Consider the following 26,469-nt stretch of genomic DNA (forward strand, 5'->3'; position numbering starts at 1 on the left):
TTCGGCGAAGCCTGCTTGCGCATTTCCGCTCAATCGTCCTGTGAGGTCGTCGAATCCGTCACCCGCATCGGGTTGCGTTCGTGTGACAAGCCCGTCACCAGGAAGGACGTCGGCGTCCACGGCGGCCTACTGGATCGATTTACATGATCGGTGTTGTGCCTGACCTCTCAAGAGATGCCATGGGTAGGGGTCCATTCCGCGGGTAGCCTCGGTTTCCACCTTTTCCCGCACAGGCCCGTGCCGATGATCGGTACGGGCTCGTAAGACTTCCCCGGGCGGCGGGCCGGGGCCGGCGAGGAGAACAGGACGACATGACTGCAGCCACCGTTCCGGGAACCGACAAGGCACCGACCACCAACCAGGCCGTCGTGGCCTGGGTGCAGGAGATCGCCGAGCTTGCGTCACCGGACCGGGTCGTGTGGTGCGACGGGTCGGAGGAGGAGTGGACCCGGCTGACCGACCAGCTGGTCGAGGCGGGCACCCTGACCCGGCTGGAGAAGAAGCCGAACTCGTTCTACGCGGCGTCCGACCCCGACGACGTCGCCCGGGTCGAGGAGCGGACCTTCATCTGCAGCGAGACCGAGCGGGGCGCCGGGCCGACCAACAACTGGCAGCCGCCGGCCGAGATGAAGCAGACCATGACCGAGCTCTACCGGGGCTCGATGAAGGGCCGGACGCTCTACGTCGTCCCGTTCTGCATGGGGCCGATCGACTCGGACGACCCGAAGATCGGCGTCGAGATCACCGACTCCGAGTACGTCGTCATCTCGATGAAGATCATGACCCGGATGGGCGCGAGCGTCGTCCCGCTGCTCGACACCGCCGGCGACCGCTGGGTCAAGGCGCTGCACTCGATCGGCGCCCCGCTGGAGGAGGGCCAGGCCGACGTCGCCTGGCCGTGCAACGAGACCAAGTACATCAGCCACTTCCCGGAGACCTGGGAGATCTGGAGCTTCGGCTCCGGCTACGGGGGCAACGCGCTGCTCGGCAAGAAGTGCTACGCGCTGCGGATCGCCTCCTCGATGGCGCACGACGAGGGCTGGCTCGCCGAGCACATGCTGATCCTCAAGCTGATCAGCCCGGAGGACAAGGCGTACTACGTGGCCGCCGCGTTCCCGAGCGCCTGCGGCAAGACCAACCTCGCGATGCTGCAGCCGACCGTGCCCGGCTGGCGGGCCGAGACCGTCGGCGACGACATCGCCTGGATGCGCTTCGGTGCCGACGGCCGGCTCTACGCCATCAACCCGGAGTTCGGCTTCTTCGGCGTCGCGCCGGGCACCAACTGGAAGACCAACCCGAACGCGATGCGCACCATCGAGCAGGGCAACGCGCTGTTCACCAACGTCGCGCTGACCGACGACGGCGACGTCTGGTGGGAGGGGCTGGAGGGCGATCCCGCCCACCTGACGGACTGGAAGGGCAACGACTGGACCCCGGAGTCCGGCACCGACGCCGCGCACCCGAACTCCCGCTACACCGTGCCGATCGAGCAGTGCCCGGTCGTCGCCCCGGAGTGGGACGACCCGCAGGGCGTCCCGATCTCGGCGATCCTGTTCGGAGGCCGCCGCAAGACGACGATCCCGCTGGTCACCGAGGCGCGCAGCTGGCAGCACGGCACCTTCATGGGCGCCACCATGTCGTCGGAGAAGACCGCGGCCGCGGCCGGCGGGCTCGGCCAGGTCCGGCGCGACCCGATGGCGATGCTGCCGTTCCTCGGCTACAACGTCGGCGACTACTTCGCGCACTGGGTGAACGTCGGCAAGGGCGCGGATGCGGACAAGCTGCCGAAGATCTTCTACGTCAACTGGTTCCGGCGCGGCGACGACGGCCGCTTCCTGTGGCCCGGCTTCGGTGAGAACAGCCGCGTCCTGAAGTGGTGCATCGAGCGACTGGAGGGCAAGGCGGCCGCCGTCGAGACCCCGATCGGCTACGTGCCCACCATCGATCAGCTCGATCTCGACGGCGTCGACGCCGACCAGGCCGACGTCGCCGAGGCGCTGGCCGTCGACGTCGACGAGTGGAAGGCCGAGATCCCGCTGATCGAGGAGTGGTTCGCCACCATCGGCGGCGACAACCTGCCGTCCTCGATCCGCGACGAGTTCGAGGCGCTCAAGCAGCGCCTGGGCCTCTGAGCATCCCCGACCGGACCGAACCCCCGGCGGCCGTCCGGCCGCCGGGGGTTTCGTCACATTGGGCCCGCGATCGGTGACGGAGAGAGATTTCACGCCGATGGAGCAGTGCTGGACGGCGCGTCGTCACCCAGTGTGGACCCCGGAGGTTGCGTGGGTCGTGCCACCGGGGAGTTCCGCCAGGTCGGAGCGCCGCGACGGCGCGCCGGGTAGCCTGCGACAGGACCGGCACGGGCGTGCCGCCGAGCCGTCGTGTGCCCGTTCGGGTTCCCGTCCGTCGCGGATCGTGATCGCGAACGGCGGTGGGCCGGACGGAGCAGGCGGGGAGGCGGAACGCCGGGCGCGCCACGGCGATACACACCGTGAGCGCCGTCCCCGGTACGGCGTTGCTGGTACGGCGGAGGTGTGAGCGAGATGCTGGATGTCCGGGTGTCCGAGGGCACGGACACGGAGGCGCTCGTCGCGTTCGTCGAACGGTTGGCGGGCAGCGGGCGCGGTGGACCGGCGGTGCGGGCGGCGACGACCCGGATCGTCGGCGACCTGCGCGCCGAGCGGGTGCCCGCGGGTCTGCGGATCCTCTCCGCCTCGCTGAACTCGCCGGTCCCGCCGCGGCCGCGGTCCGCGGGCGACGAGACCGAGACGCTGGCCGGCGTGCTCGGCGACGAACCGCTGGTCGTGCTGTCCGACACCGGGACCGACGAGCTGGCCCGGGCGCTCGCCGAGCTGGCCGACCAGGGCATGCGGATCCTGCTGACCGGCGCGGACGCCGAGCGGCTCGGCGCGGTGCGCGCCGCGCTCCCGGCCGCACTCGGCGGGCGGATCGTGGACCGGCTGCCCGGGCTGTCCTCGATCGACCTGCGCCGGCTGCGCAGGCTGCTGGCGACGGTCGGCCGCGACCGGTCGGCCAGGGCGGACCAGGAGCTGCCCCCGGAGGGCGCGCTGCCGTCGCACGCCGAGGTGGCGGCCTGCTGCCGGCGGGCCGACCGGGTGGTCGACGGCACCGACGGCGACGGGAGCGGTGAGGCGCGGGTGCTCCCGGGCCTGCTGCGCGATCTCGACGCCGAGCGCCGCGCGGCCGTCACCCAGGTCGCCCGCTGCGTCGTCGGCTCGCTCGGCTCGCTGGCCGGCGAGCCGGACGCCGATCGGCTGCGCGACGTGGTCGGCCGGCTCGTGCACGGCGGGCTGCGCTCCGAGTTCGAGTCGCTGCAGGGGCTGGCCGCCCGCCAGCGCGACGACCGGGTGCGCTTCGCCGCCGGTCCGCCGGTGCAGGTGCTGGAGCCGCTGCCGGAGGGCGGCGACGACGTGATCCGGTACTACCTCGACTATCTCGACGGCGGCGGCCGCATCCGGTCCTACTTCCGGCCGCAGCCGCAGCGCGACGCCGAGCCGATGCTGGAGCGGTTCCGGGTGGCCGGCGGCGAGCCGTACACCTACGACCACGTGGCCGCGATCGTCAACCACCTCGACCTGGCCCGCCGGGACGACGAGATCGCCCGCCTGTGCGCGCTGCTCGGGCTGCCGATCCCCCGCTCGGCGGACGAGCTGCCGGAGCTGACCGACACCCTGGACCGGATCGCCGCGACCGCGCGATCGGTCGGCGCGCTGCGCCACGACGTGCTGTTCCTGCAGCAGAACTCGCCGGTGTCGGTGCCCGACCTGGACACCGCGGAGCGGGTCGGCCGGGCCATCGTCGACTACGACGAGCACGGCGACCCGGCCGAGGCGGTCGACGAGCTGGAGCGGTTCGCGCAGGCGTGCGAGGGGTCCGTGCCGTTCGGCGCGATGGCGCCGGAGCACGCCGCGGCGGTCGCCGCCGTCCGGGCCCACGACCCGGACGCCTACGCCGAGGCGCTCGGCGAGATCGGCCGGGCCCGCCGCGAGGTCGCCGACCGGCACGAGCTGGACACGCTGCTCGGCGAGCTCGCCGGAACCCACCGCGACCTGGCGCTGGCCTGGGCCGCGCAGGCGGCGCGGGGCGCCCGCGGGTTCGGGCTCATCGCCGTCCCGTCCACCGACGACCTGCTCGCCGCGCTGCCGCCCGCCGACTCCACCGACGTCGTCGTGGTGCTGGGGACCGGATCGATGCAGGCCGACGGCCTGCTGCTCACCGCGGCCGCACCGCGGATGCTCGCCGTCGTCGGCGACGAGCCGCGGGCCGAGTCCTCCGGGACCACCCTGCTGGAGGTGCTGAACCAGGCGTCGGCCCGGTTCCTGCGCGGCACCGGGATGGCGGAGCCGGCCGGCCCCGATCCGGACGAGCGCGCGGCGGTGCCCGCGGTGCCGCCTGCCTCGTCGGTGCCCGAGCAGTCCGGCCCGGCCGACGAGCGGTCCGGGCCCGAGGTGCCCGCGCCGCGTTCGGCGTCGGCCGGTCACGACCAGCGGCCGTCCGCGCCGTCGGCGATGGCCCCGGCGGCCCGCCCCGCGGGCGACGAGCGCTAGCGGCTCAGCTCGACCCGACCGCGCGGATCCCGTCGGCGACCCGGTCGAGCAGCACGAACGGGTCGTCGGCCGGGGGCTGCGCGCGCTCCCACCGCTCCCCGGACGCCGGATCGGCGGGCAGGTAGAGCGTCCACCGGCCGGGCTCCGGGTCGTCGGCCCGCAGCCGGGCCAGCGACGTCGACGACCAGGCCGCGCCCAGCTCGGGGAACGCGGGTGGCCTGCGGTCGAGGATCGTGACGGTGCCGCCGGCGGTGGTGTAACCGATCCGGCGGCGTTCGCGCTGCGGCTCGGGGACGAGCCCCGCACACCACGCCGCGAGCTGCTCGCGCACCTGCTTCGGGACTCCCATGCGGGCACATGGTCCCCGATCCGGATCCGTCCGGAAAGTCCCTCCCGGTCACGGGGCCCGTCACCGGGGATCGCCACCGCCGACGGGTACCCGCCCGCCTGCGATCGCGACACCCGGCTGCACCGCCCGCGCCGGGTAGCGTCGCCGGTCATGGCACAGCAGCACGAGGTCAGCCGGTTCGGACACGTCGATCCCGACGAGCTCCCGCCGGACCTGGCCGAGCGGATCGGCGCGATCGCCGAGAAGTCGGGCTTCGTCCCGAACGTGTTCCGGGCACTCGGCAGGCGGCCCGCCGAGCTGCGCGCGTTCCTGGACTACCACGACGCCCTGATGGAGCCCGCCCCTGACGCGGGCGGGCTGTCGAAGGCGGAGCGCGAGCTCGTCGTCGTCGCCACCTCGGGGGCGAACAGCTGCACCTACTGCGTGGTCGCGCACGGGGCGATCCTGCGCATCCGGTACCGGGACCCGGAGTTCGCGGACCGGGTCGCGACCAACCCGTACGCGGTGGAGCTGTCCGACCGCGAGCGGGCGATCGTCGACCTGGCACTGCTGGTCGCCCGCCGGTCGGAGTCGCTCACCGAGTCCGATCTCGACGCCGCCCGCGCCGCCGGTCTGACCGACGACGAGATCTGGGACGTCGGTGCCATCACCGCGCTGTTCGCCATGTCGAACCGGCTCGCGCACCTGACCGCGCTGCGCCCCAACCCGGAGTTCTTCCTGCTGGGACGGGTGCCGCGCGGCTGAGGGGGGAACTTCCTGCCCGCAGCGCCGCGTTCCCCTACCGTGGGCTCGACAGCCCGCGGCACGCCGAGTTGCCGCGACCCGTCACGGAGGTCCGTCACGATGTCCCTGTTCCGACGACTCGTCGTCCTGGCCGGCGCGGCCGAGGCCGCCCGCCGCTACGCCCGTTCCAACCCGGACAAGGCCGGGAAGGCGCTGGACTCGGCCGCCCAGTTCGTCGACAAGCAGACCGGCGGCAAGTACACCAACCAGATCGCCGGCGTCGCACGCAAGGCGAAGGACGCCGCAGGCATCCCGCAGCCCGGCTACGGCTACGGGACGCCCGGCACCACCCCGCCCGCGCCACCCGCGCCGGGCAACGGGCAGCAGCCCGGCGGTGCTCAGCAGCCGCCCGCGTTCCCGCCGCCGAACCCGGGCAACCAGCAGGGTGCCTGAGTCCGCCCGCGACCGGCCCCGGCACCGTGACGGTGCCGGGGCCGTCGCATGTGGACACCCGGTGGGCCGCGCCGCACGAGCTGTCCCGGCGCCCGGTCCCGTGCCAGGATCGGGGACGACGCAGGAGCGTCCCTGACCCGCCCACCCGTGCGGGTCACGGCGCCGACACCGCCGGCCGGTCACCCCGGCCCGGCGACACCGAGGAGGTACGCCGTGGAGGAACCGCAGGCGTGGGTACCGGGGGATCCGCGGTCGCGGCCCAGCCGCGAGCAGGTCGTCGCCGGGCTGAAGGGGGTCGACGAGGGCGGGGTCGAGCTCGTCCAGCTGCTGACGCCCGAGGGCGAGCGGGTGCACCACGAGCACTTCGACCGCTACACCGCCGACGTGACCCTGGACGACCTCAAGTCGCTCTACCGGGACCTGGTGCTGGTCCGCCGCGCCGACCGCGAGGGGAACTCGCTGCAGCGGCACGGCGAGCTCGGGATCTGGGTGCCGCTGCTCGGCCAGGAGGCCGCGCAGATCGGGTCCGGCCGGGCGTTGCGCCCGACCGACATGTGCTTCCCCAGCTACCGCGAGCACGGCGTCGCGTGGACCCGCGGGATCGACCCGACCGAGCTGCTCGGCATCTTCCGCGGCACCGACCACGGCGGCTGGGACTTCACCGGCCGCAGGTTCCACCCGTACACCATCGTGATCGGCAACCAGTGCCTGAACGCGGCCGGCTACGCGATGGGCCAGCGCTTCGAGGGCAGGGTCGGCGACCCGGACACCGGCGAGGCGACGATCTGCTACTTCGGCGACGGCGCCACCAGCCAGGGCGATGTGCACGAGGGCTTCGTCTGGGCCGCCGCGTACGACGCGCCGCTGGTCTTCTTCTGCCAGAACAACCAGTGGGCGATCTCGGTCCCGCTGGAGCGCCAGACCCGGGTGCCGCTCTACCAGCGCGCCCGCGGCTACGGCTTCCCCGGTGTCCGGGTGGACGGCAACGACGTCCTCGCCTGCCTCGCCGTCACCCGCTGGGCGCTCGACGAGTGCCGCACCGGCAACGGGCCGGTCCTGATCGAGGCGTTCACCTACCGGATGGACTCGCACACCACCTCCGACGACGCCACCCGCTACCGGCTGGCCGACGAGGTCGAGCTGTGGAAGCTGAAGGACCCGATCGAGCGGGTCCGGGTGCACCTGACCCGCCGGCACGGCGTCGAACAGGAGTTCTTCGAGGCCGTCGACGCCGAGGCGAACGAGCTGGGCGAGCGGCTCCGCGCGTTCTGCCGGGCGATGCCGCAGCCGGGCCCGGAGCGGATGTTCTCCGAGGTCTACGCCGAGGCGTCCCCGCAGGTCGACGCGCAGCGCGCGGAGTACCTCGCCTACCACGCCTCCTTCACCGGCGAGGGGGAGCAGGCATGAGCACCACCACGATGGCGAAGGCCCTCAACGACGGGCTGCGCGCCGCGATGGAGCGCGACCCCAAGGTGCTGATCATGGGTGAGGACGTCGGCAGGCTCGGCGGCGTCTTCCGGATCACCGACGGGCTGCAGAAGGACTTCGGCGAGCAGCGCGTGCTGGACACCCCGCTGTCCGAGTCCGGCATCATCGGCGCCGCGATCGGGCTCGCCGTGCGCGGCTTCCGGCCGGTCTGCGAGATCCAGTTCGACGGGTTCGTCTTTCCCGGCTACGACCAGATCGTCTCCCAGCTCGCCAAGCTGCGGTACCGCACCCAGGGCACGGTGCCGGTGCCGGTCGTCGTCCGGATCCCGTTCGGCGGCGGGATCGGCGCGGTCGAGCACCACTCGGAGTCGCCGGAGTCGCTGTTCGCGCACGTCGCGGGCCTGAAGGTGGTCGCCTGTGCCACCCCGGCCGACGCGCACTGGATGATCCAGCAGGCGATCGCGGGCGACGATCCGGTGATCTTCTTCGAGCCGAAGCGGCGGTACTGGGAGAAGGGGACGGTCGATCCGGACCTCGCCGCGGCCCCGCCGCTGCACTCGTCGCGGGTGGTCCGCCCCGGCTCGACGCTCACCGTCGCCACCTACGGCCCGATGGTGAAGACCTGCCTGGAGGCCGCGACCGCGGCCGCCGAGGACGGCCAGGACCTGGAGGTGATCGACCTTCGCACGCTGTCCCCGCTCGACCTGGGGCCGGTCGCGGAGTCGGTGCGCCGCACCGGGCGGCTGGTCGTGGTGTCCGAGGCACCGTCCGAGTCCTCGATCACCTCCGAGGTCGCCGCCCGGATCCAGCAGGAGTGCTTCTTCTCGCTGGAGGCCCCGGTGCTGCGGGTGACGGGCTTCGACACCCCCTACCCGCCGTCCCGGCTGGAGGACGACTACCTCCCCGACCTGGACCGGGTGCTGGACGCCGTCGACCGTTCGCTGGCCTGGTGAGGGACCCCGATGACGCGTGAGCTGTTCAACCTGCCCGACGTGGGCGAGGGACTGACCGAGGCCGAGATCGTCACCTGGCGGGTCGCTCCGGGCGACACGATCCAGGTCAACGACGTGATCGTCGAGATCGAGACGGCGAAGGCGGCCGTGGAGCTGCCCTCGCCGTGGGCGGGCACGGTCGGCGAGCTGCTGGCCGAACCGGGCGCGACGATCGAGGTCGGGACGCCGATCATCGCCATCGACACCCCCGGTTCCGGTTCCGGCGGGGCCGCCGAGGAGGAGGCCGGCGCGAAGATCGGTGAGGCGGGCAAGGACGGCCGGATCGCCACGCTGGTCGGGTACGGCCCGCGGCAGGGTTCGGTGCGTCGCCGGCCACGGCGCGCGCCCGGTGCTTCCGGCGCTCCCGGTGCGACCGCCGCTGCGCCTGCCGGTGCGCCGGGATCGCCCGCACCCGCCGGCGAGCCGGGGTCGCCCGCGTCCGCGCAGCCGGACGTCCCGGCCGGGGTGGCCGCGGCCGCCGCGGTGGGGCCCGGTGAGGCGGCGGACGTCCGCGCCGAGGTGCCCGGTGCGGGCCCGGTCGGTGCGGCCGCACCCGGGGCCCACCGCACCGCCCCCGACACCGCCGGCCTGTTCGACGAGTCCGGCCCGGCCGATCCGGTCGGCACCGGGAGTGCGGTCGGCACCGGGAGTGCGGTCGGCGCTGCAGGCCCGGTCGCGGCGCTCGTGCCGCTCGCACCCCCACCGGTCCGGCTGCTCGCCCGGGAACTGGTCGTCGACCTGCGCGCGGTGACCGGGACCGGCCCGCACGGCCGGATCACCCGCGACGACGTGCACGCCGCCGCGGCCGGAGCAGCCGCCCCGGCGGAAGCCGGAAGCCCGGCCGCCACCGGGGGCCCGGCCGCATCCGCGGCGCCGGGCGCGGGGGCCGCCCCGGCCGCCCCGGCCACCCCGGGCGCCGGGGCGGGCCCGGCAGGCACCGGCGCCGGGACGACGGCGGCACCGGCCACCGGGCCCACCGGAGCCAGCGCACCGGCACCCGCCGCCGCGCAGGCCCCGGCCGGCGACCGGCGGGAGCCCATCCGCGGCGTCCGGAAGGCCACCGCCGCCGCGATGGTCGCCAGCGCCTTCACCGCACCGCACGTCACCGAGTTCCTCAGCGTCGACGTCACCGGCATGATGGCGCTGCGCGACCGGCTCCGCGGATCGCGCGAGTTCGCCGGGGTGAAGCTGACCCCGCTCGCGTTCGTCGCGAAGGCGGCCTGCCTCGCCGCCGCCCGCACCCCCGCGGTCAACGCGACCTGGGACGAGCGGGCCGGTGAGATCGTCTACTACGAGCGGGTACAGCTCGGGATCGCCGCCGCGACCCCGCGCGGCCTGCTGGTGCCGAAGATCCGCGACGCCGACCGGCTCGCGCTGCGCCCGATGGCGGAGGCGCTGACCGAGCTCACCGAGACCGCCCGGGCCGGCCGGACCGCACCCGCCGACCTGGTCGGCGGCACGTTCACGATCACCAACGTCGGCGTGCTCGGCGTCGACACCGGCACGCCGATCCTGAACCCTGGCGAGTCCGCCATCCTGGCCGTCGGCTCGATCAAGCAGGCGCCCTGGGTGGTCGACGCCGAGCTCGCCGTGCGCACCGTCTGCCAGCTCGCGCTGTCGTTCGACCACCGGATCGTCGACGGCGCCGAGGGCTCCCGGTTCCTCGCCGACGTCGGTGCCCTGCTGGAGGATCCGGGGGTCGCGCTCACCTGGTAGGAGCCGCCGATCGGGGCGGATTCGGACGGATCGGGAGCAGAACGGCGCCGTCGCGCGTTACCAGGACATGCCGTTCGTGCTGCTCTACATCGTGCTCGAGGTGCTCGCGATCGTCGCGCTGGCGTCCTGGATCGGTGCCGGCTGGACCATGCTGGTGCTGCTCGCCGGGTCCGTGCTGGGCCTGCTCCTCGCCCGCCGCGAGGGGATCCGCGCCGCGCGGGCGCTCGGCGCCGCGGTGCAGCGCGGGAAGCTCGCGCACGAGGAGGCGACCGACAGCCTGCTGATCGCGATCGGCGGCGTGCTGCTGTTCCTGCCCGGCCTGATCACCGACCTGCTCGGGCTGGCGCTGGTGTTCCCGCCGACCCGCGCGCTCGCCCGCCGGCGGATGGTCCACGCGGCGGAGCGCGCGGCACCGGGCCTGCGCACCGCGCGGATCCGCTACGGCGCGACCGTGGTCGACGGCGAGACGGTGACCGAGCCGCGGCCGTACCGGCCGACCGGGCAGCCGACGATCACCGGTCCCGCCGCCGGCGGCGGACCGGTGGTCGAGGGCGAGATCGTCGACAATGACCGGCGTGACCGACCGGCGTGACCGACCGGATCGGCGGGGCGCCGTCGGGCACCCGCCGCGATCACCAGCCGGGCCGGGTGCCGGCGAGCAGATTCCGCAGGCTCTCCAGCCGGCGACGACGCTGCGTATTCGGGCGCATCCGCAACGTCGAGTGGTGCGTCTCGGCGGCACGGTGCCGTCCACGACGTCGGGTCACGGCGCTTCCTTCCGGGGGCGGGAACGGGTGCGACCTGGTATTCGGTCACCATATTCGCTGGTCGCGGCCGGTTCCGGAAGGTCGGTCGGCCGAGGCCACCGGATCGTGACTACAGCAGTGTGATTCAGGTCCCCGCGTCTCACGGACGGTCGGCGCGGTGTCGACCGGGCGACGCCGGAACAGTGGCGACACCCGACCGATCTCACTCTCGGTGACGGGCGGTCCGTCGCGCCGGTCGGGCCCGGCACCTGGTCGTCGGCCCGGATCAGCGGATGAACACCGCCGCGGGCCGACCCGCGCCGCTCAGCGGGAGCCGCCATCCAGCCGCAGCACGGCCCCGGTGCAGTACGACGACGCCCGCGACGCCAGGTAGAGCGCAGCACCGGCGATCTCGCCCGGCTCCCCGGCCCGTCCGAGCGCGATGGTCTCGGCCGCCTGCGCGGCGAACGCGTCGAGGTCCCACGCGCGCGAGATGTCGGTGAGGAACGGGCCGGCCTGGATCGCGTTCACCCGCACGGTGCGGCCGAAGGTGTGCGCGAAACCGACGGTCAGGCTGTTCAGCCCGGCCTTCGCCGCGGCGTAGGGCAGTTCGTGCGCGGTCGGCCGGGTGGCGGCGATCGAGCTGACGTTGATGATCGAGCCGCCGCCGTGCGCGGCCATCCGGGCGCCGATCACCGCGGTCAGCCGGAACGGTCCTTTCAGGTTGACCGCGAGCACCTTGTCGTAGAGCGCCTCGGACACGCCCTCCGGGGAGTCGTAGAGCGGCGACATCCCGGCGTTGTTGACCAGCACGTCGATCCGGCCGAACTCGGCGTACGCGCGTTCCACCAGGTGGTCGCAGTCGGCCCAGTCGCCGACGTGACACGGCACCCCGATCGCGCGGATGCCGTGCCCGGCCGCGATCTCCGCCGCCGCCCGCTCGCAGGCGTCCGGCTTGCGTCCGGCGAGCACGAGATCGGCGCCGTGCGCGGCGAACGTCTCGGCCATGACGCGGCCCAGACCGCGGCTGCCGCCGGTCACCAGCGCGACGGAGCCGGACAGGTCGAACATCGGATCGGACACGGGATCTCCCGGGGCTCGTCGGGTCGGACGGGGATCGCAGCGGCGCGGCGGCCGGCCGGCGCAGCCGCGCCGTGTCGCCGCGCCGGCGGTCCCCGGTCTCGGGCGGCCCGGCGCGTGTCCCCCTCCGGAACGACGCCCAGTGTGGAGCAGGCGGGCCCGCGGGCCCGGCACCGAACCCGGGAATCGGCCCGGAGATCCCACCTCTGCGGTACACCGACGGCGTCGCGCCCGGGGCGGCGACGAACGCGCGCCGCTGGGCCGGGCGGGTGATCGCCGCCGACACGCCGGGCGCACGCTACCGCCGTATACGGAATCCGGAAGATCGGCGGATACCGTCGGATCATGGACCCGGTGCGCAACCCGTTCGCCCCCGGCGCCGGGCAGCGCCCGCCCGAGCTGGCCGGCCGGGACCGCGAGGTGGACGCCTTCGAGATCGTCCTGGAGCGGGTCGCCCGGGGCCGGCCGGAGCGCAGCCTGGTGCTCACCGGCCTGCGCGGGGTCGGCAAGACGGTGCTGCTCGGCGAGCTGCGCTCGATGGCGATGCACGCCGGCTGGGGGGCGGGGAAGATCGAGGCACGGCCGGAGGCCGATCTGCGCCGCCCGCTGTCGGCGGCGCTGCACCGCGCCATCCGCGATCTCGCCGTCCGGCACCGCGCCCCGGAGCGGATCGACGAGGTGCTCGGCGTGCTCAAGGCGTTCGCGCTGCGGTCGTCGCCGGAGGGCACCAAGCTGCGCGACCGCTGGCAGCCGGGTATCGACGTGCCGGTCCGCAACGGCCGGGCCGACTCCGGTGACATCGAGATCGACCTGGTCGAGCTGTTCACCGAGGTGGCCGAGCTGGCGCAGGACGTCGGGTCGGGTATCGCGCTGCTGATCGACGAGATGCAGGACCTGCGCGCCGAGGACGTGTCCGCCCTCTGCGCGGCCTGCCACGAGCTGTCCCAGTCCCGGGTCCCGCTGGTCGTGGTCGGCGCCGGGCTGCCGCACCTGCCGGCGGTGCTGTCAGCGTCGAAGTCGTACTCGGAGCGGCTGTTCAAGTACTCGCGGATCGACCGGCTGGACCGCTCGGACGCCGACTTCGCCCTGCTCGCGCCGGCCGAGCGGGAGGACGCGACGTTCGACCGCGAGGCGCTCGACGACCTGTACCGGCGATCCGGCGGCTACCCCTACTTCGTCCAGGCGTACGGCAAGGCGGCCTGGGACGCCGCGCCGACCAGCCCGATCGGGGTGCGCGACGTCGCCATGGCCGCACCGGAGGCGGAGGCCGAGCTGGCCGTAGGGTTCTTCGGCTCCCGCTTCGAGCGGGCCACCCCCGCCGAGCGGGAGTACCTGCGGGCGATGGCCGAGCTGACCGACGGCGAGGACCTGCCGGTCGAGACCGCGGCCGTCGCGAAGCACCTGGAGCGGCGGGCGTCGTCGCTGTCGCCGGCCCGGGACAGCCTGATGAAGAAGGGTCTGGTGTTCTCGGCGCAGCGCGGCCAGATCGCCTTCACCGTCCCGCACTTCGGGCGATACCTGCTCGCGAACACATGAGCACTCGCCCGTTCGAGTGAAATGAAGTTGCGCCGTAACGCTTCGTAGGTAGGGGACGACATCCCTGGTGAGCCCCGCGGTGCCACCGGACCCCCGACTCGGTCGCACCGCGGGGCGTTCCACGTCCGGGGCCTTCCCCGCACCCCCCGGGCGCTGCCGGGGGTGCCCCGCGCGGCCCGTAGCATCTGCCGGGTGGCCGAGCCCAAACTCGAGATCCAGATGCTTCATGACCGCGTCATGATCAAGGGGATCGAGGGTGCCGGTGAGCGACGGAGCTCGGCCGGAATCGTGATCCCGGCAACCGCACAGGTCGCCAAGCGTCTGGTCTGGGGAGAGGTGGTCGGGGTGGGGCAGCACGTCCGCACGGTGAAGGCCGGCGATCGTGTCCTCCTCGCCGCCGAGGACCAGTACGAGGTCGAGATCGGCGGGATCGCCCATCTGGTGATGCGCGAGCGGGACCTGCACGCGGTGGCCAGCGAGGCCGCCCAGTACGGGACCGGTCTCTACCTCTGACCCCTGGTTCCGCGAGCCCGCGCGGGTGCGGAACTGCAGGAACCACGGCAGTGCGGAAAGGAAGTCCGACGTCATGCCCGAGCGTCAGTCCCCGTCCGGTGAGGCCACCGAGCAGCCGGTGACGTCCTCACCGGATCCGGCGACGGGACCTGGTGACGAGGCCGGAGGGGGTCCTGCGACCACGGAGTCGTCCGGCCGGCCGGTGATGCCGGCCCGCCGCCCCTCCCCCCGGCCCGTCCCCGCACCGCAGGCCGACGGAACCGCCCCGGCGGCCGGACGGCCGTCACCGGCTCCGCGCCCCGCGGACCCGGCCGAGGCCGCCGAGCAGGCGCCCGCCGAGTCCGCCGCGGCCCGGTCCGTCGCCGGTCAGGCCGCCGACCCGCAGTCCGAGCCGGACGGCCGTTCCGGCGCCGGGGCGGTTCCGGCCACCGGGGGTGCGGCCACCGGGGGTGCGGCCACCGGATCTCCGCGTCCGTCGCCCGCGCCGCGTTCCGGCGGGGCGCCGGGTGCCGGGCAGCCACCGGGCACCGGTCAGCCTGGCGCTGGTCAGCAGGATGCCGGGCAGCCGGGTGTTGGGCAGCCGGGTTCCGGGCAGGTCGGCGCGGCTCAGCAGGGTTCCGGACAGCAGGATGCCGGGCAGTCGGGTGCGGCCCACCAGGGTGCGGCCCAGCCGCAGGCCGCTCCCCAGGGCCAGGCCGGTGCGGCCGCCGCCGGATCGGCTGCGGCGCCGACCACCCCGACGCCGGCCGGTGCCGGCCGGCCGGGCAACGGCCCCCAGGCGGGCTCCACTCCCCCGGAGGCCGGCCGGATCGACGCACGACCCGAGAGCCACCCCGACGGCGCCGCCCGCCCCGGACCCGGCCCCCGGCCCGCCGCCGCGGCCGCCGGAGCCGCCGGAACCGGTTCCGCCGGTGCCGGCGGACCTGGCGGTGCTGCCGGTGCCGGTGGGGCCAATGGGGCCCAGCAGGCCCCCGGCGACACCGCCGAGCCCGCCGCTCCCGTGCAGCCGGACACGCCGACCGTCCCCGCCCCCACCCCGCAGTCCGCGGGCGCCCCGACCGTCGAACACCCGCCCGCCCCGACGAGCACCGACCAGGACACCGTCCGGGTCGCGCCGGTGAGCGAGCAGCAGACCCACGTGCTGCCCCGGGTGACGCCCGCGGCGGCGCAGGCCGAGGACCGTTCGGCGGCCCGGACCGAGCAGATCCGCACCGGCGGCGCCGCGGCCTTCGGTGGAGGCACGGCCGCGACCGGTCCGGGTGGCCCCGGCGGGCCCGGTGGACCGGGCGGGCCCGGTTCCGACTCCGCCGGTTCCGGCGACGGTGACGGTGAGGGCCGCTCCGGCAGCCGCCGCCCGAAGGCGCTGATCGTCGCGGCCGTCGCGCTCGGCCTGCTGGTCGTCGGGTACGTCGGTGATCTCGCGCTGTCCTCGGGCAGCGTCCCGCGCGGCGTCGTCGTCGCCGGGCAGGAGATCGGTGGCATGTCCCGCTCGGCGGCAACCGAGAAGCTGCAGGCCGCGATCGAGCCGCGGTCCACGGCACCGGTCCCGGTGCAGGCCGGTGAGATCCAGAGCGAGATCGACCCGCGGGCCGCCGGCCTGCGGGTGGACTACGAGCGCACCCTCGACGAGGCCGGGGAGCAGCCGCTCAACCCGTTCACCCGGATCGCGTCGTTCTTCGGGAACCGGGACGTTCCGGTCGTCAACACCACCGACGACCGGGCGGTCCGCACCGCGCTCGAGCAGATGGCGCCGCTGGTGATGAAGGAGCCGGCCGAGGGCTCGGTCCGGTTCGACGGGCTGGAGCCGCAGCCGGTCGAGCCCGAGCCCGGCCAGGAGCTCGACGTCGACGCGGCCGTCGGTGTGGTCGAGCAGCGCTGGGCGGACGGCGAGCCGGTGCAGCTGCCGCTGATCATCGAGCAGCCCGTCACCACGCCCGCCGACGTGCAGCAGGCGATCGAGGAGGTCGCCCGGCCCGCCGTCTCGGGTCCGCTGACCGTCACCGGTGAGGGCGCCATCGCGACCATCCCGCCGGAGCAGATCGCGAGCTCGCTGAGCTTCACCGCGGACCCGGAGGGCGCCGCCAAGCTCAAGCCGGTGATCGCGACCAAGACCCTGGAGGACGCGGCCGCACCGCAGCTGGCCGAGACCGAGCGGCCGGGTGTCGACGCCGAGCTGGACTTCGCGTCCACCCCGCCGCGGGTGGTCCCCTCGGAGGACGGCCGCGGGGTCGACTACGAGGCGACCTTCGCCAACGTCCTGCCGGTGCTCACCGGCGAGGGCCCGCGCGAGGTCCCCGCGGTGTACGCCGAGCAGCCTGCCGAGATCACCACCGCGGACCTGGAGTCCCTGGGCAACGCGGTCGAGATCAGCACCTTCACCACCGGCGGATTCGCGGCCGACTCGGGGCAGAACATCCGGCGCGCCGCCGAGGCGGTGGACGGCCAGATCGTCGCGCCGGGCGAGACGTTCAGCCTCAACGCGGTGACCCTGCCGCGCAACGAGGCCAACGGCTACGTCGAGGCGGGCGTGATCGAGGACGGGCACCCGGCGCGCGGCGTCGGCGGCGGCGTCTCCCAGCTCGCGACGACGCTGTACAACGCGTCGTACTTCGCCGGGATGACCGACATCGAGCACAAGGAGCACAGCTACTACATCAGCCGGTACCCGGTGGCCCGCGAGGCGACGGTGTTCAACAACCTGATCGACGTCAAGTTCCGAAACGACGGGCCGACGGCCGTGCTGATCAGGACCAACTGGACGCCCAGCAACGTCACGGTGACCTTCTTCGGCCAGAAGATGTGGGAGGTCGAGTCGGCGACCGGTCCGCGGACCAACCCGACCGAGCCGCAGGTCGTCGACATCCCGGCGGGCGAGGCGTGCAGTCCGAGCAACGGTGCGCCCGGCTTCACCGCCACCGACACCCGGACGATGCGCAACGTGCAGACCGGTGAGACGCAGTCGGAGACGCGGACGGTGAGGTACAACCCTCAGCCGATCGTGCGCTGCGGCGGCTGATCCGGTGATCCCTCGGTCCGGAAGCTGACGAGAGGTCCGTCACATTCGTACCCTGATCCCTCGGCCGACGACGGAGCGAGGGATCGGGGCTACCGGATGCGCATCGGGGACATTCTCAGGACCAAGGGCAGCACGGTCACGACCGTGGCGCCGGACGCGCCGGTGACGGAGGTGCTGCGCTTCATCGCCGAGCAGAACGTCGGCGCCCTGCCCGTGGTCGACGCCGGCCGCCTGGTCGGCATCGTGTCCGAGCGCGACGTCGTCCGTCGGCTGCACCAGCAGGGCAGCGGACTACTCGACGCCCGGGTGTCCGACGTGATGACCGCGGCCGTGGTGACCTGCGGCCCGGACGACGGCGTCGGGGACCTCGGGCGGGTCATGACCGACCGCCGGATCCGGCACCTCCCGGTGATCGTCGACGGCGAGCTCACCGGGATCGTCTCGATCGGTGACCTGGTGAAGGCGCGGATCGACATGCTCGAACAGGAGCGCGAGCAGCTGGAGAGCTACATCGCCCAGTAGCGCGGGCGCGGCGCCACGAGCGCGCCGCGCCGATGATCTCCGGCGCCGGCCGCACCGCCGGACATGAGCGGGCCCCGGGCGGGGAGTCCGCGCCCGGGGCCCGTCTCATCGGCGGGGCCGGATCAGAACGCGGCCTCGTCCAGCTCCATCAGTGCGTTGTCGGCGTTGTCGATGATCGCCTTCTCCGACGTCAGGCGGGGCAGCACGGTCTTGGCGAAGAACGAGGCCACGCCCACCTTGCCCTCGTAGAACGCCCGGTCCCGGGCAGGTGTGCCGTCCGCGCCCAGTGCGTCCAGGGCGACCGTCGCCTGTCGGAGCAGCAGCCAGCCGACGAGCAGGTCACCGACCGCCATCAGCAGCCGCACCGTGTGCTGGCCGACCTTGTACAGGTTCGTCACGTCCTCGGCGGAGGCGTACAGGTGCCCGGTCAGCGAGCCGAGCATGCCCTGTACGTCGGTGAGCGCGGTGCGCAGCAGCTCGCGCTCCTCCTTGAGCCTGCCGTTGCCCGCGTCGGAGTCGATGAACGCGGACACCTCCCCCGCGACGTGCGCCAGCGCCTGGCCGTTGTCCCGCACGATCTTGCGGAACAGGAAGTCCAGCGACTGGATCGCGGTGGTGCCCTCGTACAGCGAGTCGATCTTGGCGTCCCGGATGTACTGCTCGATCGCGTAGTCCTGCAGGAAGCCGGAGCCGCCCAGGGTCTGCAGCGACTGGACGAGCTGCTCGGTGGCCCGCTCCGAGCCGACCCCCTTGACGATCGGCAGCAGCAGGTCGTTGACCTTCTCCGCCAGCTCCGTGCTGATCCCTCCGCTGATGCCGCCGGTACCGCCCTCGTCGCCGAGCCGGATCCGGTCCTGGAACGTCGCGGTGTAGGTGTAGACGGCGCGCAGCCCCTCGGCGTACGCCTTCTGCAGCATCAGGCTGCGCCGGACGTCGGGGTGGTGGGTGATCGTCACCCGCGGCGCGGTCTTGTCCGTCATCCGGGTCAGGTCGGCGCCCTGCACCCGCTCCTTGGCGAAGTCCAGAGCGGTCAGGTAGCCGGCCGACAGCGTGCCGATGGCCTTGGTGCCGACCATCATCCGGGCGTACTCGATGACCTGGAACATCTGGGCGATGCCGTCGTGGACCTCGCCGAGCAGCCAGCCGACCGCGGGCGTGCCGTGCGCGCCGAAGGTCAGCTCGCAGGTGGTGGACGCCTTGAGGCCCATCTTGTGCTCGACGTTCGTCACGAAGGCGCCGTTGCGCTCGCCGGGCTCACCGGTCTCGGTGTCGAAGTGGAACTTCGGCACGAGGAACAGCGACAGGCCCTTGGTGCCCGGCTTCGCGCCCTCGGGGCGGGCCAGCACCAGGTGCAGGATGTTCTCGGTGAAGTCCTGCTCGGCCGAGGTGATGAAGCGCTTCACACCCTCTATGTGCCAGGTGCCGTCGTCCTGCGCGACGGCCTTGGCGCGCCCCGCGCCGACGTCCGACCCGGCGTCCGGCTCGGTCAGCACCATGGTCGCGCCCCAGCCGCGTTCGATCATGAGCTCGGCCCAGCGCTTCTGCTCGTCGGTGCCGTTGCGGTGCACGATACCGGCGAAGTTCGGCCCGGCCATGTACATGAAGACGGCCGGGTTGGCGCCCAGCATCATCTCGGCGGCGGCCCACTGCACCGACGGCGGGATGCCGTAGCCGCCCAGCTCGGTCGGCAGGCCCAGGCGCCACCACTCGCCGTCCCAGAGGACCTTGTAGGCGTCCTTGAGCTCCTGCGGGGTGCTCACCGAGAACGTCGCCGGGTCGAAGACCGGCGGATTGCGGTCGATCGTGGCGTAGTGCTCCGCGAGCGGGCCGGTGCAGACCGCGGACAGCTCGGTCAGCACGCCCTTGGCGGTGTCGAGATCGACGCCCTCGAACGGCCCGGTGCCGAGGTGGTCCTGCACCCGGAAGACCTCGAAGAGGTTGAACTCGAGGTCGCGCAGGTTGCTCTTGTAGTGGCCCATCAGTCCTTCACCGCCGTTCCTGCCAGGGCCGATCCCATTACCGGCCGGTAACTGCCTTCAGGGTATTACTGGTCGGTAACCAGTGGCAAGGCCAGTTGCCGCCCGGCGCAGCGACACGAGCGAGTGACGCATTCGTCCGGCGTGCCCGACACGTCGATCAGCTGTGATAGCCGAGAATGGCGTGACGCCAGAGACGCAGGGGACGTCCGTGGCGCATGTGACTCAGGGCGCCGCCGGCGGTATCGGGTGACGTCCGGAAGGGCGGACGACCATGGGCGAAGCGGAGGGGCGCGCACGCTGGAGCCGGCGCGGTGCGCTGGTCGTCGGGGCCGCTGCGGGGGCCGGTCTGGTGGTGCCGGGCCTGGCCGGCCGGGCGCACGCGGCCGAACCGCCGACCACCGAGCCCGCGCCGCGGCCGGGCCCCGCGACCGTGCCCGGCCCGGACTCCGTGCCCGGACCGCAGGGGATGCCCGGGCCGGCCGCCGGGGCCGGCGGGCTGGCCGAGGCCGTCCGGGCCCCGTACATCGCGCGGTGCTTCGAGTGGGGGGCGCGGAAGCCGAAGTTCCCGCCGAAGATCTGGGACCGGCGGCCGATCCGGATCCTGGTGCACCACACGGCCGGGGCGAACACCACCGACTACAGCGTCGGTGCGGCGCACCGGCTCGCCCGGGGTATCCAGGCGTACCACATGGACAGCAACGGGTGGCTGGACTCCGGCCAGCACTTCACGATCTCCCGCGGCGGGCACATCATGGAGGGCAGGCTGTACAGCCTGGGCGAGCTCAACGGCGGCCGCCGCGTCGTCGAGGGCGCGCACAGCCCCGGCCAGAACGTGATCGCGATCGGGATCGAGAACGAGGGCACCTACATCGGCGTCGATCCGACGGTGGCGCTGTGGAACTCGCTGCGTGCCACCTGCGCCTACATCTGCATGAAGTACGGGATCGCGCCGACCGAGCTCTACGGGCACCGCGACTACCGCAACACGATCTGCCCGGGTGACCGGCTCTACGGGATGCTGCCGCGGCTGCGCTCGGAGGTCGCCGGGCTGCTCGGGCGCCGGCTGTCCCGGACCGAGGCGGGCAAGGCGAGCTGGCCGCTGCTGCGCGAGGGGTCCTCCGGCGCGCTGGTCGAGGCGGCGCAGTACCTGCTGCGCGACGCCGGGACGCTGCACGCGAAGCCGGACGGCCGCTACGACGAGCGGACGGTCGAGGCCGTCACCGCGTTCCAGACCGCGCACCGCGCCGACGACGCCAACGGCATCCTCGGCGGGGAGTCCTGGCCGGAGCTCGCGCGCACGGTGCACGCCGGGACCGGGGGCGACGCCGCGCGGGCGGTCGAGGTGCTGGCGGCGTACCGGAAGGTGGAGAGCGTGCCGGACGTCGTCGACCATCCGGTCTGGCAGCGGCTGCTCGGCACCGGCGGAGCGCCGGTGCCGGTCGCGGAGGACCCGCCCGGCGTCCTGGACCGCTGACGCGACATGGCCGGCGGGGTAGGTAACGACCGGGTGTTTCGGGCGAAATACGGCCGTCTGTCGGGTACCGTCGTCGACGCTATGGACGAGCCTCCGCCACAGGTGCGCCGCGCCGTCGGCTGGTGGGCCGCGGCCGTCGCCACGCAGGTCGCCGCGGTACTGGTCGCGGCGACGACGCCCCCGCGCGGCGGCGTGCTCACCACCACCGCACTCGTCCTGATCATGCTGGCGGTGCCGGCGGCGCTCGCCCACCGGATGCTGGCCGGGCGCGCCCGCGCCCGCACCGGCCTGCTGCTCGCCGGTGCGGTCGGCGCGCTGCTGGCGCTCGTCCCACCCGGGACGCCGTCGCCGTTCGCCGCCGCGTCCGGGGTGCCCGCCGTGCTGGCCGGGCTCGGCGTCGGCGCCGCGGTGCTCACCGTGGTGGCGGCACTGGCGTCGTTCACCCCGCGCGTCTCGGACTACCTGGCCGTTCCGGGGGCACCCACCAACGGGTGAACTAGTCTCGCCGGGTGCTCAACCGCTGCCCCGCGTGCGAGGCCCCCGCCGCCGAGCCGTTCTTCTCGGTGACCGGACTCCCGGTGCACGGGACGGCGGTGCTGCCGGATCCGGCGTCGGCCCGCGCCGTGTCGGTCGGCGACCAGGTGCTGGTGCTGTGCGGACACTGCGGGACCGTGTTCAACCGCGACTTCGCCCCGGAGCTGCTCGACTACTCCGGCGACCACGAGGAGTCCCAGCACCACTCGCCGCGGTTCGCCGCCTACGCCGAGCAGATCGCCGCCGACTGGGTGGCGCGGTTCGGGCTGGCCGGCGCGCACGTCGTCGAGGTCGGCTGCGGGTCCGGCGACTTCGCGGCCGAGCTGCTCCGGGCGGGCGCCGGCCGGGTGACCGGGATCGACCCGCACTTCGTCCCGGAGCGGGTCCGCCCGGAGCTCGCCGGGCGGCTCACCGCGGTCCCGGCCGAGTTCGCCCGCGACCAGGTCGAGCCGGGCACCGCCGCGCTGGTCTGCCGGCACACCCTGGAGCACATCCCGGCGCTGGCCGGGTTCGGCGCGGAGCTGCACGCCGGGCTCCGCCGCGGCGGCGGTCGCGCGCTGCTCGCCGAGGTGCCCGATCTCGGCCGGATCCTGGCCGAGGGCGCGTTCTGGGACCTGCAGTACGAGCACTGCTCCTACTTCACCCCGGCGACGCTGCGCACCTTCCTGCTCGGCGCCGGATTCGCCGATCCGGCGACCCGGCTCACCTACGCCGACCAGTACGTCGTCGCCGAGGCGGGCCCGGACGGCACGCCCGGTCCGGCGGCCCTCGCACCGCAGCAGCTCGACGGGCTTCGCACCGCCTGCCTCGACTTCGCGGCCCGGGTCGGTGACCAGGTCGGACGCTGGCGGTCCTGGCTGGGCGAGCGGGCGTCCGCGGGGGACGAGATCGTAGTCTGGGGCGGCGGGGCGAAGGGACTGACCTTCCTCAACGTCGTCGAGGGCGGGGGTGCCGGCCCGGGTGCGGTGCACGGCGTCGTCGACATCAACCCGGGCCTGCAGGGCCGCTTCATGGGTGGTCTCGGCCTGCCGATCCGCGCGCCGAAGGACCTGCTCGACTCGCCGCCGCGCGCGGTGCTGCTGATGAACCCGGTCTACACCGGCGAGGTCAGGTCCACCCTGGACGGCCTCGGGCTGGGCAGCACCGAGCTGCTCGCCGTCTAGCGGCGTCGCGGCTCACCCCGCCAGCCGGCGTACGACGGCCAGGTCCTCCGCCGTCGCGACGTGCAGGTTCGCCGGGTCCCCCGGCACCGTCACGATCCGGTGGCCGCGGGCGGCGAGCATCCCCGAGTTCTCCACCGGCCGCGGCGCGTCCGCGTGCGCCGCGCGCAGCACGTCCGCCCGGAACGCCTGCGGGGACTGGGTGAGCACGGTGTCCTGTTTGGGCAGCGTCTCGACGACCACGCCGTCGACCACCCGCTGCGCGACCTCCAGCAGCGGGACGACCGGCACCGCGCCGTCCGCGCCGTCGCGCACCGCGGCGACGACGGCGCGGAAGATCCGGTCCGCGGCGAGCGGATGGGCCGGATCGGCGAGCACCAGGATCCCGGCGTCGTCCGGCACGGCGGCCAGGCCCGCGCGCAGCGACTCGGACTGGTGGTCCCCGCCGGTCGCCAGCGCGTCCACCGGCGCGCCGTCCCACGCCAGGCCGGGCGGCAGCACCAGCGCGACCCGGTCGCAGGTGCGCCGGGCGGCGGCGACCGTGTGGTCGACCAGCCGGGCCCCGGCCAGCTCCTCCAGCTGCTTCAACCGCCCGTAGCGGGCCCCGCGCCCGCCGGCCAGCACGATCGCCCACACCTCGTCCACCACAGGGGTGATCCTGCCCGGGCCCGGCCGGGGTCCGGTGGCCGCACCCGATAGCCTCGAACACCCCGTTCGGGGGACCCGTGAGCAGCGACGAGGAGCGACGTGACGGCGACCGCCCCGACCACCTCCCCGCTCGCCGGGGGGCCGGTGTCCACCGCGCTCGTCCGCGCGGTCGCCGAGGACCCGGCGGCGTCGCGCACGCTGGCCGTGACCGGCCCGGCGGGATCGGGGAAGTCGGTGGTGCTGCGGGAACTGGCCCGGGTCTGGTCCGCGGCCGGGGCGCAGGTCGACCGCATCCCGGGCACCGACCCCGGCCGGGTGGTGCTGGTCGACGACGCGCATGAGCTGACCGACGACGTCCTCGACGAGCTCCGCGCGTTTGCGGCCGATCCGGCGGCCCGGCTGGTCGTCGCGTTCCGGCCGTGGCCGCGTGGGCGGGCACTGGCCCGGCTCGGGGCGGCGCTCGCCGCGTCCGCGCCGCCGCTGGTGCTGGGCGCGCTGGACGCGGCAGGGGTGCTGGCCCGCGCGGTGCGGATCACCGGTTCCCGGCCGTCCGACGAGACCGTGCGCGTCGTGCTGGAGCGCACCGCGGGTTCGCCGCTGCTGGTCGACCGGCTGCTGGCCGCGTCCGGTGGCGCCTCGGGTGTTCCGCCCGAGCTGGCCGAGCAGCTGGGCTACGCGATCGACGCCGAGGACCGCCGGGTCGTCGACCTGGTGACGGCGACCGCGCTGGGCGCGCCGCAGGACAGCGAGGTGCTGGTCCCGCTGCTCGGGCTCGCCGATGCGGCGGGCAGCGGCATCGACGAGCTCGACGAGCTGGTGCAGCGGGCCGTCGCGGCCGGCCTCTGCACCCCGGACGGCCGGGTCGTCCCGCTGGTCGGCGACGCCGTCCGCGGCCGGGTCCCACCGGCCCGCCGGACCGAGCTGCGCCGCTCGCTGGCCGAGATCGAGCTGGACCGCGGCGGCAGCGTGCTCGCCGTCGCCCGGACGCTGCGCGGGTCCGGGGCGACCGGCGACCGGGCCGCCGCGGTGTTCCGGGCCGCCGCGGCGGAGGCGGCCCGCTCCGAGCACCCGGACGCAGTCCGCTTCTACGCCGAGGCCGTCGCGGCCGGGACGGCCCCGCTGGTCGTGGCCGCCCGGCGGGCCGAGGCGCACCTGGTCGCCGGGGACCTCGACGGTGCGCTCGGGCACGCCGACGCGGTGCTGTCGGCGACCGACGCCGTCGAACCGGAGGACGCGGTCCGGGCCGGGTCGGTGGCCGCCGCGGTGCTGGCCCGGCGCGGCCTGCTGATCCGCAGCGCCGAGCTGTACCGGTGGACGGCCGCGGTCGCCGGGGAGCGGCTGCCGGCCGCCGCGGTGCCGGTGCTGATCGGCACCGGCGCCTGGGCGGAGGCCCGCGAGATCGGCGGGGCGGGTGCGCTCGTCCCCGGCCGGGCGCCGACGCTCGTCGACGGCGCCGACGATCTCACCGCCCGCGGGATCCTCGACTCGGTGCAGGGCTCGCCGACCGCGGCGCTGTCCGGCCTGGCCCGCGCCGCCGGGCTGCTGGAGGGCGCGCACGGCGCCGCGCTGCTGCCGGACACCCCGGCCGCGCTCGCCGCGCTCGTCGCGGTGCACACCGGCGAGTTCGACGTCGCCTCGTCGGTGCTGGACCGCGCGCTGCGGACCGGTCTGGGCGGCGCCCCCGCCCGGCCCCGGCACCGGCTGCTGCTGGGCTGGATCGCGCTGTTGCGTGGCGCCACCGGCCCGGCCGCCGAGCGGCTCGACGCGGTCGACGCCGATGCGGCCGGCCGCCCGCTGGAACCGCGCGACGAGTTCCTGGCCGCCGCGCTGCAGGTCGCGATCGCCCGCCGCAACTCCGACCTGGGCGCGCTGATGCGGGCCTGGACCCGGGCCCGGCAGGCGATCGTCCGGCACCCGGTGGACCTGTTCGTGCTGCAGCCGCTCGGCGAGCTGGTCACGGCGGCGACCCGGCTGCGCGAGGAGAGCTGGGTGCGCCCGCACCTGGACGAGGCCGAGGCGCTGCTGGACCGGCTCGGCCGTCCCGCGCTGTGGGCCGCGCCGCTGCACTGGGCGCAGCTGCAGGCCGCGATCCTGGTCGACGACGCCGATGCGGCTCGGGAGCAGACCGCGGCCCTGGAGCGGGCCGCCTGCGGCAGCCGGTTCGCCCAGGCGATGGCAGCCGCCGCGCCGCACTGGGTCGGCGTGATCGAGGGCCGGGTCGATCCCGAGGCGGTCGAGGCGGCGGCGCGCGGGCTGCACGCGGTCGGCCTGTCGTTCGACGGCGGCCGGCTCGCCGGGCAGGCCGCGCTGCGCACCGACGACCGGCGCGCGGTGTCCGCGCTGCTGGCCTGCGCCAGGGCCCTGCAGGTCGCCGGGGCCGAGGCGCGGACGGCATCGGTACAGGCCGGTGGCGCGGACGCGGCGGGCCGGTCCGGTGCGCGGGGACCGGCCGGGACCGGCCCCGGCGGACCGGCGGCAGGCGGCCCCGGATCCGGGGGCGGAACCGGGCCGCAGACCAGGGTCCCGGGCGGCACCGCTGCGGGGCGCCCGGCACACGACGGCGCCACGCCGGCCGGCCCCGCTCCGGGTGGCGTGCCGGGAGGCACCGGGCGGGACGGCGCCGGGCCGGGCGGCGGTAGGTCGGCGGGCACGGCATCGGGTGCCGCCCGCCCGGCCGGCTCCTCGTGGGACGGCGCGGGATCCGGCGCTCCGGCAGCGCCCGATCGGGCCGCCGCCGGGCCCGGCGCCGGGTCGGATCGGACCGGATCCGGGGCCCACGACCAGGGCCGGGCCGCCACGGCGGCCGGCGCCGCCCGGGTCGAGCCGCCCCCCTCGCTGCTCTCCGACCGGGAGCTGGAGGTCGCCGAGCTGGTCGTGCAGGGCCGCACCCACAAGGAGATCGGCGAGGCCCTGTTCATCTCGGCCAAGACCGTCGAGCACCACGTCGCCCGGATCCGGCAGCGGCTCGGCGTCGGCGGTCGCAGCGAGCTGCTCGACGAGCTCCGCCGGATCCTCGACGAGCGCGGCTGAGG

Annotated in this window: 21 protein-coding genes; 16 read left to right on the forward strand and 5 right to left on the reverse strand. The window is 74.8% G+C overall.

Features of this window, described 5'->3' with window-relative positions; all coding sequences use genetic code 11:
- Positions 1-311 precede the first annotated feature (311 nt).
- The gene (locus ABZ881_RS19900) at positions 312-2,132 is read left to right on the forward strand and encodes a phosphoenolpyruvate carboxykinase (GTP) (protein WP_358486531.1); all 1,821 of its coding nucleotides are present in this window, start codon (positions 312-314) and stop codon (positions 2,130-2,132) included.
- Between the two features lie 402 nt (positions 2,133-2,534).
- Positions 2,535-4,568: a hypothetical protein gene (locus ABZ881_RS19905; RefSeq protein WP_358486533.1), complete on the forward strand. Its 2,034-nt coding sequence runs from the start codon at positions 2,535-2,537 to the stop codon at positions 4,566-4,568.
- A gap of 4 nt (positions 4,569-4,572) precedes the next feature.
- Here ABZ881_RS19905 and ABZ881_RS19910 read toward each other — a convergent pair whose 3' ends face one another.
- The gene (locus tag ABZ881_RS19910) at positions 4,573-4,917 is read right to left on the reverse strand and encodes a hypothetical protein (protein ID WP_358486534.1); all 345 of its coding nucleotides are present in this window, start codon (positions 4,915-4,917) and stop codon (positions 4,573-4,575) included.
- Between the two features lie 150 nt (positions 4,918-5,067).
- Between ABZ881_RS19910 and ABZ881_RS19915 the strand changes: the two genes are divergently transcribed.
- From ABZ881_RS19915 to ABZ881_RS19940, 6 genes are all read left to right on the forward strand, one after another.
- Positions 5,068-5,661: a peroxidase-related enzyme gene (locus ABZ881_RS19915; RefSeq protein ID WP_358486535.1), complete on the forward strand. Its 594-nt coding sequence runs from the start codon at positions 5,068-5,070 to the stop codon at positions 5,659-5,661.
- 99 nt (positions 5,662-5,760) lie between these two features.
- Positions 5,761-6,093 (forward strand): antitoxin, encoded by a 333-nt coding sequence (locus tag ABZ881_RS19920; protein WP_344030479.1) that lies wholly within the window; start codon positions 5,761-5,763, stop codon positions 6,091-6,093.
- A 213-nt stretch (positions 6,094-6,306) separates the two neighbouring features.
- The gene (pdhA, locus tag ABZ881_RS19925) at positions 6,307-7,500 is read left to right on the forward strand and encodes a pyruvate dehydrogenase (acetyl-transferring) E1 component subunit alpha (RefSeq protein WP_358486537.1); all 1,194 of its coding nucleotides are present in this window, start codon (positions 6,307-6,309) and stop codon (positions 7,498-7,500) included.
- Entirely contained in the window at positions 7,497-8,474 is a 978-nt protein-coding gene (locus tag ABZ881_RS19930; RefSeq protein WP_358486538.1) for an alpha-ketoacid dehydrogenase subunit beta, read from the forward strand. Before pdhA ends, ABZ881_RS19930 begins: the two co-directional genes overlap by 4 nt.
- 9 nt (positions 8,475-8,483) lie before the next feature.
- On the forward strand, positions 8,484-10,229 hold the full coding sequence (locus ABZ881_RS19935; RefSeq protein ID WP_358486540.1) for a dihydrolipoamide acetyltransferase family protein: 1,746 nt from the start codon (positions 8,484-8,486) through the stop codon (positions 10,227-10,229).
- A gap of 67 nt (positions 10,230-10,296) precedes the next feature.
- The gene (locus tag ABZ881_RS19940; RefSeq protein ID WP_358486541.1) at positions 10,297-10,821 is read left to right on the forward strand and encodes an FxsA family protein; all 525 of its coding nucleotides are present in this window, start codon (positions 10,297-10,299) and stop codon (positions 10,819-10,821) included.
- A 478-nt stretch (positions 10,822-11,299) separates the two neighbouring features.
- On the opposite strand, the gene ABZ881_RS19945 is transcribed toward ABZ881_RS19940, so the two are convergent.
- Positions 11,300-12,058 (reverse strand): glucose 1-dehydrogenase, encoded by a 759-nt coding sequence (locus ABZ881_RS19945; protein ID WP_358486542.1) that lies wholly within the window; start codon positions 12,056-12,058, stop codon positions 11,300-11,302.
- A gap of 342 nt (positions 12,059-12,400) precedes the next feature.
- On the opposite strand from ABZ881_RS19945, the gene ABZ881_RS19950 reads away from it, so the two are divergent.
- Complete coding sequence (locus ABZ881_RS19950) at positions 12,401-13,591, forward strand: ATP-binding protein (RefSeq protein ID WP_344027477.1); 1,191 nt, start codon at positions 12,401-12,403, stop codon at positions 13,589-13,591.
- Between the two features lie 192 nt (positions 13,592-13,783).
- On the forward strand, positions 13,784-14,104 hold the full coding sequence (locus tag ABZ881_RS19955; protein ID WP_358486543.1) for a co-chaperone GroES: 321 nt from the start codon (positions 13,784-13,786) through the stop codon (positions 14,102-14,104).
- A 283-nt stretch (positions 14,105-14,387) separates the two neighbouring features.
- Here ABZ881_RS19955 and ABZ881_RS19960 read toward each other — a convergent pair whose 3' ends face one another.
- Positions 14,388-14,759: a pentapeptide repeat-containing protein gene (locus tag ABZ881_RS19960; RefSeq protein WP_358486545.1), complete on the reverse strand. Its 372-nt coding sequence runs from the start codon at positions 14,757-14,759 to the stop codon at positions 14,388-14,390.
- Between the two features lie 345 nt (positions 14,760-15,104).
- Between ABZ881_RS19960 and ABZ881_RS19965 the strand changes: the two genes are divergently transcribed.
- On the forward strand, positions 15,105-17,120 hold the full coding sequence (locus ABZ881_RS19965; protein ID WP_358486547.1) for a VanW family protein: 2,016 nt from the start codon (positions 15,105-15,107) through the stop codon (positions 17,118-17,120).
- 96 nt (positions 17,121-17,216) lie between these two features.
- On the forward strand, positions 17,217-17,642 hold the full coding sequence (locus ABZ881_RS19970; RefSeq protein WP_358486549.1) for a CBS domain-containing protein: 426 nt from the start codon (positions 17,217-17,219) through the stop codon (positions 17,640-17,642).
- Between the two features lie 122 nt (positions 17,643-17,764).
- On the opposite strand, the gene ABZ881_RS19975 is transcribed toward ABZ881_RS19970, so the two are convergent.
- On the reverse strand, positions 17,765-19,621 hold the full coding sequence (locus ABZ881_RS19975; protein ID WP_358486550.1) for an acyl-CoA dehydrogenase: 1,857 nt from the start codon (positions 19,619-19,621) through the stop codon (positions 17,765-17,767).
- 271 nt (positions 19,622-19,892) lie between these two features.
- On the opposite strand from ABZ881_RS19975, the gene ABZ881_RS19980 reads away from it, so the two are divergent.
- The 3 genes from ABZ881_RS19980 (at position 19,893) to ABZ881_RS19990 (ending at position 22,792) form a co-directional block, all read left to right on the forward strand.
- On the forward strand, positions 19,893-21,095 hold the full coding sequence (locus ABZ881_RS19980) for an N-acetylmuramoyl-L-alanine amidase (protein WP_358486551.1): 1,203 nt from the start codon (positions 19,893-19,895) through the stop codon (positions 21,093-21,095).
- Positions 21,096-21,176: 81 nt separating this feature from the next.
- Positions 21,177-21,590, forward strand: a complete 414-nt coding sequence (locus tag ABZ881_RS19985; protein ID WP_358486553.1) for a hypothetical protein — start codon at positions 21,177-21,179, stop codon at positions 21,588-21,590.
- A gap of 14 nt (positions 21,591-21,604) precedes the next feature.
- Positions 21,605-22,792: a class I SAM-dependent methyltransferase gene (locus ABZ881_RS19990; protein ID WP_358486555.1), complete on the forward strand. Its 1,188-nt coding sequence runs from the start codon at positions 21,605-21,607 to the stop codon at positions 22,790-22,792.
- 12 nt (positions 22,793-22,804) lie between these two features.
- Here the strand turns inward: ABZ881_RS19990 and ABZ881_RS19995 are convergent, their stop codons facing one another.
- The gene (locus ABZ881_RS19995) at positions 22,805-23,437 is read right to left on the reverse strand and encodes a 2-C-methyl-D-erythritol 4-phosphate cytidylyltransferase (RefSeq protein ID WP_358486557.1); all 633 of its coding nucleotides are present in this window, start codon (positions 23,435-23,437) and stop codon (positions 22,805-22,807) included.
- Between the two features lie 99 nt (positions 23,438-23,536).
- On the opposite strand from ABZ881_RS19995, the gene ABZ881_RS20000 reads away from it, so the two are divergent.
- On the forward strand, positions 23,537-26,467 hold the full coding sequence (locus ABZ881_RS20000) for a helix-turn-helix transcriptional regulator (protein ID WP_358486558.1): 2,931 nt from the start codon (positions 23,537-23,539) through the stop codon (positions 26,465-26,467).
- The last annotated feature ends 2 nt before the right edge of the window (positions 26,468-26,469 follow it).

This window comes from Pseudonocardia sp. NPDC046786 (assembly GCF_040645415.1).
In the GTDB taxonomy this organism is placed as follows: domain Bacteria; phylum Actinomycetota; class Actinomycetes; order Mycobacteriales; family Pseudonocardiaceae; genus Pseudonocardia; species Pseudonocardia kongjuensis.

Bases quoted from the DNA above. Each gene is read 5' to 3' on its own strand.
- ABZ881_RS19900 (WP_358486531.1), top strand. From the start codon at position 312: ATGACTGCAGCCACCGTTCCGGGAACCGACAAGGCACCGACCACCAAC.
- ABZ881_RS19910 (WP_358486534.1), bottom strand. From the start codon at position 4,917: ATGGGAGTCCCGAAGCAGGTGCGCGAGCAGCTCGCGGCGTGGTGTGCG.
- ABZ881_RS19915 (WP_358486535.1), top strand. From the start codon at position 5,068: ATGGCACAGCAGCACGAGGTCAGCCGGTTCGGACACGTCGATCCCGAC.
- ABZ881_RS19920 (WP_344030479.1), top strand. From the start codon at position 5,761: ATGTCCCTGTTCCGACGACTCGTCGTCCTGGCCGGCGCGGCCGAGGCC.
- ABZ881_RS19930 (WP_358486538.1), top strand. From the start codon at position 7,497: ATGAGCACCACCACGATGGCGAAGGCCCTCAACGACGGGCTGCGCGCC.
- ABZ881_RS19935 (WP_358486540.1), top strand. From the start codon at position 8,484: ATGACGCGTGAGCTGTTCAACCTGCCCGACGTGGGCGAGGGACTGACC.
- ABZ881_RS19940 (WP_358486541.1), top strand. From the start codon at position 10,297: ATGCCGTTCGTGCTGCTCTACATCGTGCTCGAGGTGCTCGCGATCGTC.
- ABZ881_RS19950 (WP_344027477.1), top strand. From the start codon at position 12,401: ATGGACCCGGTGCGCAACCCGTTCGCCCCCGGCGCCGGGCAGCGCCCG.
- ABZ881_RS19970 (WP_358486549.1), top strand. From the start codon at position 17,217: ATGCGCATCGGGGACATTCTCAGGACCAAGGGCAGCACGGTCACGACC.
- ABZ881_RS19975 (WP_358486550.1), bottom strand. From the start codon at position 19,621: ATGGGCCACTACAAGAGCAACCTGCGCGACCTCGAGTTCAACCTCTTC.
- ABZ881_RS19980 (WP_358486551.1), top strand. From the start codon at position 19,893: ATGGGCGAAGCGGAGGGGCGCGCACGCTGGAGCCGGCGCGGTGCGCTG.
- ABZ881_RS19985 (WP_358486553.1), top strand. From the start codon at position 21,177: ATGGACGAGCCTCCGCCACAGGTGCGCCGCGCCGTCGGCTGGTGGGCC.